The sequence below is a fragment of the Brevibacillus parabrevis genome (assembly GCF_003710905.1).
Taxonomy (GTDB): domain Bacteria; phylum Bacillota; class Bacilli; order Brevibacillales; family Brevibacillaceae; genus Brevibacillus; species Brevibacillus parabrevis.
Genome location: NZ_RHHV01000005.1, coordinates 436,739 through 451,550, shown reverse-complemented (window position 1 = coordinate 451,550; position 14,812 = coordinate 436,739). Strand labels below are relative to the sequence as shown.

The following is a 14,812-nucleotide window of genomic DNA, read 5'->3' as shown; positions in this document are numbered from 1 at the left end:
GAGCGACAGGAAAAGAGATTGACAAATGACTGAATAATCATTCAATAGTATAATGAGCATACGTTCAATGCAGGGCGGAAGCGGATCTGGCAGCAGGATGAAGAAAATACGGGGGTGTTAACGTGGTAGAAGTCCATCAGCATGAAAATGTTTTATGTCTGGAAGGCGTGGTGAAAAGAGCTGGCCGCGAATCCGGCATCTGCGTGTATGTGGCAGACGGCATGATGATCGATACTGGCCCGCAATCACTTGCCACTGATTTGATCGACTGTTTTTCGCAAGCCTCGTTCGACGCGGTTGTTTTGACACACAGCCATGAAGATCACAGCGGCAACGCAGCCTGGATCGCCAGCACCAAAGGCGTGCCCATTTTCATCCATGAAAAAGGGGTAGGGCAATGCTTGCAGCCAGCAGACTACCCGCTGTATCGCCAATTGGTTTGGGGAGTGCGCGAGCCTTTTGCCGCACAGCCTCTGGGAGAGACTGTTCATTCCCGTTCCATCGACTGGGAGGTCATCCATACACCTGGACACGCGCATGACCACGTCGCGTTTTTTGACAAACAAACAGGCCGCCTGTTTTCTGGCGACCTGTTTCTCGGGACGAAAACGAAAGTGATTTTGCAAGACGAATCCATCCCGCTGCTGATCCAATCGCTTCGCCAGGTGCTGACACGCGATTTTGGCGCCATGTTCTGCGCGCACGCGGGTTACATCGCCGAGGGAAAAGCTCTGTTGTCGCGCAAGCTGGACGACCTGCTCCATTTGCAGGGAGAGATTGTGCACTTGCACCAGCAAGGACTGACTGCCGCAGAGATCCATTCGAAGCTTTTTGCAAAAACATCTCCGATCATCGCACTATCGGAAGGTGAGTTCGACTCCCGGCACATCGTTACTTCTGTGCTCTCGGATCAAGGAAGCAGCGAGCCGTCATCGCTATTCTAGCTGATTTGCCTCTGCAACTGGTCGAGGTGGTGCTCCATGTGCTCCACGTAATCTTGCACCAGCCACTGCAAGCTCACGGCTGTGCCATCGGCAGTCGTACAGGAATGGTCGTAGGCGGATGCTGGCATGACGGAGATCACGGTGATGATCGCGCGGTTCATGCTGCTGTAGAGCTGAACAATCTCTTCAACGGTCCGCTGCTGGTACGCCTGCGCCTTCACCCATTCATCCTGCTGATACGGAATAAGCACATACGGCTGTTCAGTCTGTGCCCGGACAAATCGGGGCAAATTGTTGATCGCCGAATCGCACAAATGACCCAAAATTTCCTTGGCGGACCACTTCCCGGGAGCAGGACGGCTTGCCGCCTTCTCCTCTCCGATCTGCTGAAATGTTTGGGAAACGGCAAGCAAATGTTTTTCCAGCCTAGCAATTTGTTGCTCCATGCTCATTCCTCCTCTGCTTTCTTTTCACCCTATCAGATCCGGCCCGTCTGCACCAATAGAAGAGTTCGATGGCCGTCATCGGTATTGGTGAAGTCTTCCTTTTTTTCGTTCAGGCGATATACTAGAAAGAAGCACTGATTCCATACCCGTATGATCCTCGCCAAACGCGATCAGCAAAGGAGGCAACATGAGAAGAAAGCTCTGGCTATTTTTTGTTTTCATTTTTGGCACTGTTCTGGCAACATCAGCTCCCGCGCAGGCTGCTACGCGCTTTTCCGACGTCAATTCCGCAGAGTACGGCTGGGCGGAGGACGCCATTTCCTTTATGGTCGGAAAAGGCGTGATCAGCGGCTATCCGGATGGCACCTTCAAGCCAGGGAGATTCGTAGACAAAGCGGAGATGACCGTGATGATTTATCGGCTGTTTGATCGCTACCGACCGAACAGCTCTGGTCAAGGTTCGAACGATAACAGCTATTCGATCAAGCAATTTGCCGATGTTCCTAGCAATCATTGGGCGTACAAAGAAATCAGCTCGCTCATCAACATCTCCTGGTGGAATGCCGTCCAATCCTCCCCGAAAGGGTATCTGTTCTACCCTGACGCCAAGCTGAATCGCATCGGAGCGGTCAACCTTCTCCCGCTGTTCATGCTGGCGGAGGAGGATCTGTCCAACGAAGAAGTGTATCAGATCGTTTCTGCCATGCGCGATGTTCCCATAGTCGTCAGCTCTTACTCAGATGACGAGCTGTTTATGGGCCATCCCCTTCAAGAGGATGGGCGCTACGACGAAAACGCGGGCAATAAAACGAACCTGCTGTTTCCTCTGTTGTTCGCCAAAGACGGCAATGAACTGCACATCCCGGATGATTACAGCGGCATTGTCGCCAGCGATCTCGCTCTCTTGCAAAAAACAGGCATCATGACAGCCTACAACGGAGAATTTGAGGCACAAGACATGCTGACTCGTGCGGAAGCGGTCACGATTTTGCACAGGCTGTACTTGCGCCTGAAGCAAACCGGAGCGCTTGCGAAGTATTCCAGCAAATAAATGTAACGGGGGAAATCAAAGTGGCGATCAAAAAAATCGAGCACGTCGGCTTGATGGTAAAAGATTTGGATGCGTCCATCGCTTTTTATACGAACGTGATTGGCATGGAGCTAAAAGGCACCTTGGTGCACTCCAACCAAGTTATCACGCTCGCTTTCCTCGGCTTCCCCGGCCGCCCGGAAACCGAGCTGGAGCTGATCCACGGCTACAACGACTCTCTGCCTGTAGAGGGCAAAGTTCATCATCTCGCACTCGCTGTGGACAACCTGGAAGAAGAAATCGCGCGGCTCAAACAGCTTGACGTCTCCTTTATCGACGAGGCGATCACCACTCTCCCCAACGGCTCCCGCTACATGTTTTTCCGCGGACCGGATGGCGAGTGGCTGGAGTTGTTTGAAAGCACCCGCTAACAAGCTTTTCACTGCAAAAAAAAAAAGACCATCTGGCCGACTGTAGCCCGATGGTCTTTTCGTTTGGTCGTTATTGATTCCCCACGTTGATAAACGGAGTGGCGCCTCCCGTGACGTTCGGCAGCTTGCCGTCCCATTTGCGGATCGCTTCCAGCTGTGCTTCGATCTGTCTGAGCTGGATCAGCTCCGGCGTCACTTCTTGTTTTTGCAGGCGCAAAGCTTCGGCCTGTGCCTGCGCTCGCGTGATTTCCTGCTCTTTCTCGATTTTGATCCGCTCCAGGTCGAGCTTCGATTTGAGCGCTTGCTGCTCCGCCACTTGCTTCGACTCGATTGCGCGGTTAAATTCATCGCTGAACGTAAATTCGCGAATGTTGATTTCATCCAGAATGATATTGTACGTGGACAGCTTTTGCCGCAAAACTTCTTTGACTTTGTTGCTCACTTCGGAACGCTTGGAAATGAGTTCTTCTGCCGTGTACTGCGCCGTAACCGCCTTCAAAGCCTCGGCGATAGCCGGGTCGACGATGCGGCTGTTGTACTCCAAACCTACTTGCTGGTACAGTTTGTTCACGTTGTCGCTGTCCAGGTGGTGGTTGACCGCGATGGTCGTCGATACGGTTTGCAAGTCACGCGAAGCGGACGTTTGACTCGTCTCCGATTTTTGCACCCGCACCTCCATCGGAACGATCGTTTGGATAAAAGGAATTTTGAAGTGCATGCCTTCCTGCAAAACTTTTGGCTGGACAGCACCGAGCTGCAAAACGACGCCGCTGTGACCAGCTGATATGATGGTAAACGATTGGGTCCCGAGCAAGACCAAAACGACAAGTACGAGAATCGTGACGATCAGCTTCCCCCCAGCTTGGAAGGGACTCATTTTTACTCCCTGATTTTCGCTCATGTTCCGCCTCCCCTTTTGTAATCGGTTCTCTTCTTACATACGTACGGATCAGCGGCCCAGAAGTTTCAAAAACTTTCTGTCTTCGCAGCTTCAAGCAGCACTTTGCCCATTCGCTCCGCCTCGATTTTGCACAACTCAAACTCAACCTCGCCCGATACGTGGGAGATCAGCTGGATGACTTCCGCGCACCCGTGACTGCACATGAGGAACTGCTCCCACTTCACCTCCGAGCGCGGCACTTTTCTGGCTGAAAAGCCGCTTTGAAAACCGCCTAGGGTCATTTTGATCAGGTCCTTTCGGGATGAATAGAATTGGATATTGTCGTCTTCTCGTATATGGTGCTAATATTGAACGTTTTTACCGAGTTTGTGAACCCCTATCTCTCTCCCCCTTGCAATCCCGAGCGTTTCCCGACTCTTTTTTCCTGAATCTCGTTGCTCCGGCAGTACAAAGCGTCCTATGTCTGAGGTTTTTATCGATCTTCTCGCACTTCTTCTTGTAATTATATTCATTCGGAATTTCCTGGTATATAATGAAAAGGAAAATAATTGCAGCAAAAAGCGCCCTTGTATTTGCAGCCGAAAAGAAACTCACCAGCCATCACTCAACCGTACAATACCTTGCAGATATAGAGATGGCATCCCCTGATTACGACAGCTTTGATTATGAAAAAGGATGGTCCCTTATGTGGAAAAAACTTCTGTACGGCCTATTGGTTTACATACTTGGCCACATCGTGGTAATGGCGTCCGTTTCTATTTACAACAATGATACTGGTGACCGCTCGTTCCTAAGAGCGATCGTTGCTGCGATTCTTTACTTAGCCGCAGTGATAAGTGTTACGAGGAGTCGCAGTTCATAAGAAAAAGCCCCAACAAGCCATTGGGGCTTTTCCTCATTATCACTTCATCTTCGCCACCGACCACTTCTTCTCCAAAACCGGAGGCGCCGGAATGGCTATCGCTTTGGACAATTTTGTGGCAAACACGAAGGCTACGGTCATGAATCCGGCGATCATCGCGACGACGCCACCCCAGCCGAGCGAAGACCAGAAAAGTCCTCCCATCGTCCCGCCAATGCTGGAGCCTGCGTAATAAAAGAACAAGTAGAGCGAAGACGCTTGCGCCTTGTCGTGGGTTGCGCGCTTGCCTACCCAGCCGCTCGCGATGGAGTGGCTGCCGAAAAAGCCAAAGGTGAGAATCGGCAGGCCCGCGACGATGACAGCCAAATGCGCATCGAGCGTCAGGCATGCGCCAATCAGCGTCAGCAACAAAGAGACGAGCAGCATTTTCGTCCGCCCGAACTTCTCGGCCAGCTTCGCCATCCAGACGGAAGCGAACATCCCGACGAGAAAGACGATGAAGATCCAGCCTACGAGCGTTTGGCTGAGCGAGTAGGGCGGCGCGGTCAGCACATACCCGATATAGTTGTAGAGCGCGACATTGCTGCCAAGGCTCAAAAATCCGATGCCAAACAGACAAAGCAGAGCCGGGTCCCGCAAGTGAGCGAGCATCGAGCCTGCCAGCTTGCGCAACTCGGGAGCACGCGCGTGAAAATTTTGCGAGGCGGGCAAGCTCATCCAGAAAACCAGTGTGGCTACCAGGCTCATCAGGCTGATTGTCCCCATTGCCACGTGCCAGTTGAACAAGTCCGTGAGCGTCCCGGAGAGAATCCGCCCGCACACCGCTCCAAGCGAGTTCCCGCTGATGTATAGTCCCATCGCCACACCGAGACTTTTCGGTTCCATCTCTTCTCCGAGATAAGCCATGGCGATCGAAGGGAGTCCTCCCAATGAAATTCCTTGAATAATGCGGTACAGAAGTAAAGTCTCGTAGGAAGTGCTGCATGCCGTCAAAATCGACAAGAGCGACGCCGCCAGCATCGAGCTGATCATCACCGGCTTGCGCCCCCACACTTCGGACACCGTCCCGAAAATCAGCATGCTGATCGAAAGAGAGATCGTCGTCAGCGAAAGCGACAAGCTTGCCATCGTCGGCGAAATGCCAAATTCTTTCGTAAATTCAGGCATTAATGGCTGCGTGCTGTACAAAATGGCAAACGTATTGAAACCCGCTGCAAAAAACGCCAGGTTCGTCTTGCGAAAAGTGGCTGTGCCTTGCTTGATGTGTCCCATGATGGTGAAACCTCCCCGTGTTTCTCCCCGCTTCACTGTTATACTATCATTGACAATTCATAATGTATAATTTATTGTAATCATAATTTTGATGCACCAAAGTAATGAATCGACGACAGATCAGCGTCATACAGGGAGGTTGCTTCCATGGAATGGCAACAGCTCGAATACTTTCAGACACTCGCCCGCATCCAGCACGTCACCCGCGCAGCGGAAGCCATGTCGCTTTCCCAGCCTGCACTTAGCCGCTCCATCGCCCGGCTGGAGGAGGAGCTTGGCGTCCCGCTTTTTGAGCGCCAAGGCCGGACGATTATGCTCAATCGCTACGGCCAGCTTTTTTTAAAGCGCGTCAACCGGATTCTCAAGGAATTTGAGGACGGAAAACAGGAGCTTCGCGATCTCGTTCATCCCGATCACGGGGAAGTGGCGCTTGGCTTTCTGCACACGCTCGGCACCAGCCTGATTCCCGACCTGATCGGTTCTTTCCGCGCCAAGTCGCCCTCGATCAGCTTCACCATGATCCAAAATCACAGCTACTCGCTGCTTGCGCATCTCGACGCCGGCGAGCTGGATTTGTGCCTGTTGGCAGAACCGACCGAAACCAAGCTGCCGATTTTGTGGACGCCGCTCTGGAGCGAAGAACTGTTTGCCATCGTTCCGCTCGGACATCCGCTGGCTGAACGGGAGAGCATCCTGCTCGCGGAAATTGCCGAGGAGTCGTTCATCTTTTTGAAAAAGGGCTACGCCCTGCGGCGAACGACAGACCAGTTGTTTGAGCAGCTGGGTGTAGTCCCGCGAGTGACCTTCGAAGGCGAAGAAGCAGCCACCGTAGCAGGGCTGGTTTCGGCGGGACTCGGCGTGTCCTTGCTGCCCGATTTGCGGGGCATCGACAAAAGCAAAATCGCGCAAATCCGCATCAGCAGCCCGAAATGCCAGCGCGTCATCGGCATGGCCCAAGTCCAGGGCGGCTACTTGTCTCCTGCTGCCGTGCGCTTCAAGGAATTTGTCCTGGACACATTCAGGAAATAACGGCAAAAGACCCTCGGACTGTAGGCTGTGCTCCGAGGGTCTTTCCGCATATTCGTTGCTTTATTTTGCCTGGTGCGCCAACAGCTGCTCCACGACCAGGTCGAGCTGGCCTTCAATCGCCAGCGGATCGTAATAGTACATTTGCTCAAACGTCATCTCGTAGATGTGGTTGTTTTTGACGGCTGGCAAATTTTTGTAAACCGCGTTCCCGAAAAACTTATCCTTATCCTCTTGCTTCGTCTCATACGTGGTCACAAACATGTGGTCTGCTGCGAATTGCGGTAACACTTCCTGGGAAATCAGCTTGGGCGGCGTGTTGGCATCTACGACTTCCTTCACGGCTGGCGGCGGTGTCAGCTTGAGCGCATTGTAGATGACTTGACCGCCGCGTCCCCAGTTGTCTCCGAGCACGTAAAACTTCTGAGAGCGCAGCTCGTAAATTCCGACCGTCTCCCCGTCTTTTACCGCCGTCTTGATTTTTTCGCGGGCACTCGCTGCTTTTTCATCGAATTGCTTGATCCAAGCCTCTGCCTCCGCTTGCTTGTCCAGCAGCTCGCCAAAAGCCCGTATGTCAGCGCGGATGTCGTCGTTGTACGTGCCGTATGGGATCAGCACAGTCGGCGCGATCTTGGAATAGCCAGTCGTTCCGATCGGCTTGACCCCGATGGACAAAAGCTGGCCCAAATACAGATCGGAGACGATACGCTTCGGTTCTGCAGGAATCTGGATTTCTTTTCCATTTGGCATTTTGTACGTTTTCATCTTCACGCTATCCTGTGCTGGCGCCGCTTGCTGAGCCGGGGTTTCATTGCTGGCCCCTTTTTGCTCCGTTGCCGCCCCGCATCCTGTCATGGCAACGAGTAAAGCGAGGATTGCCGTTCCTTTCGCGATCCATTTCGCGTATTTTTGCATAGTCCCCTCTGAATGAAAATGATAATTATTATCATAAACTATCTTACCAGCAGCTTTTTTCCATGTCCACAAGGGAATGTCCTTGCATCCCGCCAAACCGCTTACTACTATTAAAAGGGAAAGGAGTTGACCGTATGCTAGACCCTTACGTTCGAACTGCCGATTGCGGCTCTGGGCAAAGAGTCCTCCTTCCTCTTTACTCAGGGCCGACTCGCTAGTGTTAAAAGAAGGGCCTCTTTGCCCTGCTATATACCGACTTCACGTTATATAGACAGGAGCAGAGTCAGATGAGATACCAAAATGCCAAACTCGTTTTGCCGGAACCGCTTTTGCAGGAAATCCAGCAATACGTCCAGGGCAGCTATTTGTATATTCCGAAGCCTTCCGCTTCCAAAAGAAAGTGGGGCGACGGCACCGACACGAAGCAATTGCTTCGCGAGCGAAACCAGGCCATCTTGCAGGCTTATCGCCAAGGAACGGGCGTCAAGGAATTGGCCGAGCAATATTTTTTGACGAGACACAGCATCCGCCGCATCATTCGCGAACAGCCATAATCCAGAAAAGTAGTCGTCCGTGCAAGTACCGCACTTCCTGCGTTACACTTCGCTTATCGCTACGACAAATGGAGGTACGTTCCATGAATGGCATGCATCTGCTTTCGCTGTCTTTTGAGCAAAACGGACACAGTCAAGTCATCACACCCGTCCTGCTGCGCGACGAACACGAGCTGATCCTCGTAGACTGCGGCTATCCCGGATTCCTGCCGCTGCTGGCAGAAGCAGCGAACAGCCAGCAGCTCGACTTGTCCGCGCTGACCAGAGTGATCGCGACTCACCATGATGTCGACCATATCGGCGCGCTCGCCGCTTTGAAGCAAGCATACCCGCAAATTGAAATCATCGCCTACGAGTCAGATGCCCCATACGTAACTGGCGCCAAAACTTCGCTGCGAATTTTGCAGGCGCAAGCAACGCTCGCCTCCCTCACTGGCGAGGAGCTGGAGCTTGCGGAACAGTTTATCCGCTTTTTGCAGACGATCGAGCCAGCACCAGTCGAGCGCACGGTAGTCGATCAGGATCGTCTGCCCTGGTGCGGCGGGATCGAGATCGTTCACACGCCCGGTCACATGCCTGGACATATGTCTTTGTATCTTCCGGCAAGCCAGACACTGATTGCCGGAGATGCCGTGGTCATCGAGGACGGAAAACTCGCGATTGCCAATCCGCAGTACGCATTGGACCTTGCCGATGCCGTCCGCTCTGTCCGCCGCTTGCTCGACTATGAGATCAGGCAGCTCGTCTGTTATCACGGCGGGCTGTTTCAGGGCGATGTGAAGCAGGCACTGGAAGAGCTGCTTCAACGTTACCAGACAACATGACAAATTGATTACTCCCGACTGCAAAAAGCGCGCAGTCCGATGCCAGGCAACAAGTTACAATGAGGATTGGCGTTGTTTTGCAACTTCGCTTTTTTCGCTTGCACAAGCTGTCACCGCCAAAAAGCCCTGTCGTCCGCCGAAGTGGATGCCAGGGCTTTGCTTTTGCCGTCGTTCGCTCGGTACCGCTTCGGTTTCACAAGAGTACAGCAGTCATGGTCATGCAAAATCAAGCCGATATGTTCCAGGGCGTCATCAACCGAGGAGGGAGCGCATTCTCGTCCATACGACGGGGAAAAAATGTTCAGCGTCGCATCAAAGTCATAGGCGTCAAATCGCTGAGTCCGCCACAACAAAACACCCCGCCTGCACACGCGCCAACGCGCGCCAGCCGAGGCATTTTTCTACTGCGAAGCCGTCTCCAAGTTTTTGAACTGATTGTAAAACAATTGATGATACATCCCTTTTTGCTCGATCAGGTCGTCGTGGCTGCCTTTTTCCACGATCTGCCCGCGATCGACGACCATGATCGTGTCGGCATCGCGGATCGTTCCGAGCCTGTGGGCGATCACAAAGCTCGTGCGCCCTTCCATGATCGAAGCAAGGGCGTCCTGAATGATCAACTCGGTACGGGTGTCGATGCTGCTCGTCGCCTCGTCGAGAATCAACAGCGACGGCCTCGCGAGAAAGACGCGGGCAATCGCCAAAAGCTGGCGCTGTCCCTGACTCAGATTCCCCCCGTTTTCCGTCAGCGGCGTATCGTAGCGCTTGGGCAGGCGGTTGATGAACACGTCTGCATGCGCCATTTTCGCTGCCGCTTCCACCTCGGCGTCTGTCGCATCGGGCTTGCCGTACATGATGTTTTCCTTGATCGTCCCGGAAAACAAATACGTGTCCTGCAAAACGAAGCCGAAGCTGCGGCGCAGGCTGTCCCGCGAATATTCGCGAATGTCTTTTCCATCGAGGTAAATGGTTCCTTCCGTCACATCGTAGAAGCGCGTCAGCAAGTTGACCACTGTCGTTTTGCCTGCCCCTGTTGGTCCGACCAATGCCGTCGTGCTGCCCGCCTCCGCCCCGAAGCTGACGTTTTGCAAAATCGGCTGATCAGGGCGATAGCCGAAGCTCACCCGATCGAAGACGACATGCCCTTTCGGATTCGCAAGCACGACCGCATTCGGCGCATCGAGCGGCTCTTCTTGCTCGTCCAGCACTTCAAACACGCGCTCTGCTCCGGCGACTCCAGACTGGAGCACGTTGAAAATGCTGGCGAGGTCGTTCAGCGGACGGACAAACTGCCGCGAATAGCTGAGAAAGCTGGCGATCACGCCGACGGTAATCATCCCTTTGACCGCGAGCACACCGCCGACAATCGCGACCATGCCGAAGCCGAGGTTGTTGATCACGTTCATGATCGGCATCAAAAAGCCCGACCACACTTGCGCTTTCATCCCGACCTTGCACAGTCGGTCGTTAATCGCCGCGAAGTCGGCAATCGCCTTTTCTTCATGGTTGAACGCCTTGACGACCTGGATGCCGGAAATCGTCTCTTCAATATGCCCGTTCAGCTTGCCCAGCTCGGACTGCTGATCTTTGAACAGCACACTGGTTCTTTTCGCAATCGTGCGGGTCAACAGGAACACAAGCGGAACCGTAATCAGGCAGGCAAGCGTCAAAATCGGGGACAGCACGATCATCATGATCAAAGACCCCGCAATCACGATGACGCCTGACATCAGCTGTGTCGTCGACTGCGAGATCGAGTTGCTGACGTTGTCGATATCGTTGGTCAGCCGGCTCATCAGCTCGCCATGCGTACGCGAATCGAAAAAGGCGACCGGGAGCTTTTGCAGCTTTTCAAACATCGCCTGGCGCATATTCGTCACGATCCGCTGCGTGATTCCCGCGACCATCCAGCCTTGCAAAAACGTCAAAGCCCCATCGAGCACATAAGAGCTGAGCAAGGCCAAAACGATGATCGACAACAGCGAAAGCGACCCGGGGCCGCCCGTCATCGCATCGATCGATTTTCCGATCAAGTACGGAGCCGAGAGCATCAGGAACCCGTCTACCAACACGATGACAAAGACGAGCGGCAGCCATCTTTTTTCCCGCCCGAACGATTGCCACAGTCTTTTCAGCGTGGCTTGGAAGTTTTTCGGCTTGCTCACCGGACCTCGCTGTGCCCCATGCCCAAACCCGCGTCCAGGCCGCGTCGGAAAAATCGGCTGCTGCTCTTTTGGTTGTTGCGACATGTTAGCTCACCTCCCTGCCGATTTGCGATAGGAAGATTTCCTGATAGACCTGACACGTAGCGAGCAGCGTTTCGTGCGAGCCAATCCCCGCCACTGCGCCGTTGTCGAGGACGACAATCTTGTCGGCATCCATGACAGACGTGATCCGCTGCGCGATCAAAATGCAGGTCAGCCCTTTCGCGTACGTTTTGAGCGCTTCCTTGATCCGGCTTTCCGTCGCCACATCAACCGCACTGGTGCTATCGTCGAGAATGAGAATGTCCGGCTTTTTCACCAACGCTCTGGCAATCGAGAGCCGCTGCTTTTGCCCCCCGGAAAAATTGACCCCGCCCTGGCCTACCCGCGTCTGGTAGCCTTCGGGAGTGGCGGCGATAAACTCATGCGCCTGTGCCATGCGCGCCGCCTCGATCGCCTCTTCCTCCGTCGCATCTTCCTTGCCCCAACGAATATTTTCCAGTACCGTGCCTGTAAAAAGCGTCGTTTTCTGCGGCACGATCGCCATTTTTTCGCGGAGCTTGGCAGGCTCGACATCGCGCACATCCTGTCCGTCTACGCGAATCGTCCCTTCCGTCACATCGTAAAAACGCGGAATCAAGCCGACCAGGCTGCTTTTCCCCGATCCGGTAGAGCCGATGATCCCTACTGTTTCCCCCGGCAAGCATGTAAAAGAGACTTGCTTCAGGACAGGCTGACCATTCGTTCCGGCATAGGAAAAGCTGACGTTTTCAAAATCGATCCGGCCTGTTTCAGCCCCGGCTTCATCCGCCCCCGCCGCCGCTTCCTTCCAGCTCATCCGGTTTTCCTCGGCAAAAACTTCGCCGATCCGCCCAGCCGATGCTTTGGCCCGCACGAACATGTTGAAGACGAGCGAAATCATCATCAGCGAGAACAAGATTTGCGTCATGTAGTTGGTAAACGCGATGATGTGTCCAACCTGAATGCTCCCTTGCTCGACTCCCAAACCGCCCAGCCACAGCACAGCGACGATTCCGAGGTTGACCGTGAGCATGATCGCCGGGCTGAAAACCGACATGACGCGGGTCGCAGACAGCGATTTCTTTTGCAACTCTTCATTGGCCCCGGTGAACTTGCCCACCTCGAAGTCAAAACGGTTAAACGCCTTGACGACCCGCACGCCCGACAAATACTCGCGCATAGCACCGTTTACCTTGTCGAGCGCCTGCTGCACCTTGAGGAAAAACGGAAAACCGATTTTCAGATTCAAAAAGATCAACAGCCCGACAATCGGCACCACGACTGCGAGCACTACCGCCAGGTCGGCATTCAACTGGGTCGCCATGAACAAGCCGCCGATGCACATCAGCGGCGCTTTGACGAAAATACGCATCATGCCGTTGACAAACACCTGCACCTGATTGACGTCGTTGGTCATGCGCGTGACGAGCGAGGCGCGGTCGAACTTGTTCAAACTGTCAAAAGACAGCGACTGCACCTTCGTGAACAGATCGGCGCGAAGCTGCGCTCCGAAGTTTTGCGACACGTACGTGGCAAGCAGATTGCGGACGGTAGCAGCCACAGCGCCCAAGGCTGTAATCAACAGCATCAGCCCGCCCGTTTTCAGCACGTAATCCAGATCGCGCTGCGCGACACCGATGTCGATGATTCGGGACATAATCGTCGGCTGTAAAAGGTCGCACAAAGCTTCCACCGTCAAAAAGATCATGGATACGCTTGCAACAAAGCCGTATTTTTTTATGTATTTTTGATAAAACCGCATTGAGTCACCTCATTTCTTGCTGCAAAGCTTCTACGTTCCACGATACCTGTTGCCATCCAAATTGTCACGAGGGGAGTTGTATCTCTTCACGATAAACAAGCAGCAGAGAACATGCTTGCTCTTTGCTGCTTGTGAGGTGTTTCTTCTATATATAAGGATTATTTTATATGCGACGCTTTCCGATTATTGCTGCGACTTCCTATGCCTTGAACTCAAGCTTCGTCTCGAGTGATCTCCGGCTGGACGTCCGCTTTTTTCAGCAAAATGCGTTTGGCACCCGCCCATCATCGCTTTTTTACAAGGACAGAAGCTCTTTCGGCAAATTCATCAAATTGAGACAGCCGTCTTCCGTCACAATGACATTGTCCTCGATTCGGACTCCGCCTTTGTTCGGCAAGTAAATGCCCGGTTCAATCGTGAACGCCATGCCTGGCGCAAGCACCAGCGGATTGTTCTGGATCATGTACGGCTCCTCGTGTCCGCAAAGCCCGATGCCATGTCCAAGCCGATGCGTGAAGTATTCGCCATAGCCGCTATCCCGGATAATCGCGCGGGCTGTTTCGTCAATCTCATGCGCCGTGACGCCAGGGCGAACCGCCTCAACTGCCGCTTGCTGCGCCTGCCGCACGACCTCGTAAATGTTCGCAAGCTCCGCGTCCAGCTCCCCGACAGCCACCGTTCGCGTAATATCAGCCACATACCCATGAAAAATGGCTCCGAAATCGATGACGACCAGCTCACCGGACTGGATCAGCTTGTCCGATGCCCGTCCGTGCGGCAGCGCCCCGCGATATCCCGACGCGACAATCGTGTCAAACGGCGTGCCTTCCGAGCCTCTTTTTCGCATCTCGTATTCCAGCTCGGCGGCAACCTCCAGCTCCGCGACACCAGCCCTGACGCGAGGCAGGATCGCCTGAAAGCTGTCTTCCACGATGCGTACCGCTTGCCGGATCGCCTCGATCTCTTGCTCGTCCTTGATCACGCGCAACGCATCAACCGTTTGCTCGATCTCGACAAACTCCTGTGCCCCAAGCTGCTCAACCGCTTTCCATTCCTTGACGCGCATGTGCCCATACTCGATTCCGACCCGGCCGAGCGTGCCCAGTTTTTTCTGCACCTCCGCCAACGCCTGTCCCGGACCTTGCTCGTCCGTGTACGAGAACAAAGCATCGTGTGCCACCTGCTCGACCTTGCTCACTTCCAGCTTGGGCATCAAAAACAACAACTGATTCTCCTTCGTGAGAATAGCCAGGCTGAGCCGTTCGCTTTGATGCAGCGCCAGACCAGTGAAGTAGTACAGATTCGGGCCAGGCACCAAAATGCACGCATCCGTGTTTTCCTGCTGCAAATGATGGGCAAGGCGTTGTCTTCTCGCTTCCTGCATCTCGTTCTCTCCTTTTTGCCGTTGATGGCGCTTGCTCCGATATAGCCTGCGGCAAGGATGCTTTTTTCCACTTCCGCCTCTTTGCCTTTCCCCTTCAATACAACAGAACGGACGACAAATCCTGCCGAAGCCGTCCATTCTGCACCTGCGTACCGGAAAGCCGATGTCCTTTTGGCAAAATGGTCCGCCGTCCCGCTTGCTTTTTTCGCGAAATCCGTTATATTAGGTAATAACTT

14 protein-coding genes are annotated in these 14,812 nt (G+C 53.7%); 6 read left to right on the top strand and 8 right to left on the bottom strand.

The features are described from left to right. Positions 1-122 precede the first annotated feature (122 nt). Positions 123-944, top strand: coding sequence for an MBL fold metallo-hydrolase (locus EDM60_RS05445; RefSeq protein WP_122963038.1), 822 nt, complete (start codon positions 123-125; stop codon positions 942-944). Here the strand turns inward: EDM60_RS05445 and EDM60_RS05440 are convergent. Further along, positions 941-1,390, bottom strand: coding sequence for a DinB family protein (locus tag EDM60_RS05440; RefSeq protein WP_122963037.1), 450 nt, complete (start codon positions 1,388-1,390; stop codon positions 941-943). The two genes, EDM60_RS05445 and EDM60_RS05440, sit on opposite strands and share 4 nt — an antisense overlap. Before the next feature lie 187 nt (positions 1,391-1,577). Between EDM60_RS05440 and EDM60_RS05435 the strand changes: the two genes are divergently transcribed. Then, positions 1,578-2,441, top strand: a complete 864-nt coding sequence (locus EDM60_RS05435) for an S-layer homology domain-containing protein (RefSeq protein WP_122963036.1) — start codon at positions 1,578-1,580, stop codon at positions 2,439-2,441. Between the two features lie 20 nt (positions 2,442-2,461). After that, positions 2,462-2,851 carry a VOC family protein gene (locus EDM60_RS05430; RefSeq protein WP_063228603.1) on the top strand — a complete coding sequence of 130 codons (390 nt, stop codon included), beginning with the start codon at positions 2,462-2,464 and terminating at the stop codon, positions 2,849-2,851. 70 nt (positions 2,852-2,921) lie between these two features. Here the strand turns inward: EDM60_RS05430 and EDM60_RS05425 are convergent, their stop codons facing one another. The 3 genes from EDM60_RS05425 to EDM60_RS05410 form a co-directional block, all read right to left on the bottom strand. After that, positions 2,922-3,752: a prohibitin family protein gene (locus EDM60_RS05425; protein ID WP_122963035.1), complete on the bottom strand. Its 831-nt coding sequence runs from the start codon at positions 3,750-3,752 to the stop codon at positions 2,922-2,924. A gap of 65 nt (positions 3,753-3,817) precedes the next feature. Beyond that, positions 3,818-4,033 (bottom strand): hypothetical protein, encoded by a 216-nt coding sequence (locus EDM60_RS05420; RefSeq protein ID WP_122963034.1) that lies wholly within the window; start codon positions 4,031-4,033, stop codon positions 3,818-3,820. A 620-nt stretch (positions 4,034-4,653) separates the two neighbouring features. After that, on the bottom strand, positions 4,654-5,886 hold the full coding sequence (locus tag EDM60_RS05410; protein WP_122963032.1) for an MFS transporter: 1,233 nt from the start codon (positions 5,884-5,886) through the stop codon (positions 4,654-4,656). Positions 5,887-6,033: 147 nt separating this feature from the next. On the opposite strand from EDM60_RS05410, the gene EDM60_RS05405 reads away from it, so the two are divergent. Continuing rightward, positions 6,034-6,915 carry a LysR family transcriptional regulator gene (locus EDM60_RS05405; RefSeq protein WP_122963031.1) on the top strand — a complete coding sequence of 294 codons (882 nt, stop codon included), beginning with the start codon at positions 6,034-6,036 and terminating at the stop codon, positions 6,913-6,915. Between the two features lie 60 nt (positions 6,916-6,975). Here the strand turns inward: EDM60_RS05405 and EDM60_RS05400 are convergent, their stop codons facing one another. After that, positions 6,976-7,827 (bottom strand): ABC transporter substrate-binding protein, encoded by an 852-nt coding sequence (locus EDM60_RS05400; protein WP_229049849.1) that lies wholly within the window; start codon positions 7,825-7,827, stop codon positions 6,976-6,978. 287 nt (positions 7,828-8,114) lie between these two features. Here EDM60_RS05400 and EDM60_RS05395 point away from each other — a divergent pair, with 287 nt between their 5' ends. Together EDM60_RS05395 and EDM60_RS05390 are read left to right on the top strand one after the other, a co-directional pair. Continuing rightward, positions 8,115-8,381, top strand: coding sequence for a CD3324 family protein (locus tag EDM60_RS05395; protein WP_122963030.1), 267 nt, complete (start codon positions 8,115-8,117; stop codon positions 8,379-8,381). An 83-nt stretch (positions 8,382-8,464) separates the two neighbouring features. Next, positions 8,465-9,205 (top strand): MBL fold metallo-hydrolase, encoded by a 741-nt coding sequence (locus EDM60_RS05390; RefSeq protein WP_122963029.1) that lies wholly within the window; start codon positions 8,465-8,467, stop codon positions 9,203-9,205. A 401-nt stretch (positions 9,206-9,606) separates the two neighbouring features. Here the strand turns inward: EDM60_RS05390 and EDM60_RS05380 are convergent, their stop codons facing one another. The 3 genes from EDM60_RS05380 to EDM60_RS05370 all read right to left on the bottom strand — a co-directional run bounded on the left by EDM60_RS05380 (position 9,607) and on the right by EDM60_RS05370 (position 14,576). Beyond that, the gene (locus EDM60_RS05380) at positions 9,607-11,454 is read right to left on the bottom strand and encodes an ABC transporter ATP-binding protein (RefSeq protein WP_122963027.1); all 1,848 of its coding nucleotides are present in this window, start codon (positions 11,452-11,454) and stop codon (positions 9,607-9,609) included. A gap of 1 nt (position 11,455) precedes the next feature. Next, complete coding sequence (locus EDM60_RS05375; protein WP_122963026.1) at positions 11,456-13,192, bottom strand: ABC transporter ATP-binding protein; 1,737 nt, start codon at positions 13,190-13,192, stop codon at positions 11,456-11,458. A gap of 295 nt (positions 13,193-13,487) precedes the next feature. Beyond that, positions 13,488-14,576, bottom strand: coding sequence for a M24 family metallopeptidase (locus EDM60_RS05370; RefSeq protein ID WP_122963025.1), 1,089 nt, complete (start codon positions 14,574-14,576; stop codon positions 13,488-13,490). Positions 14,577-14,812 lie beyond the last annotated feature (236 nt).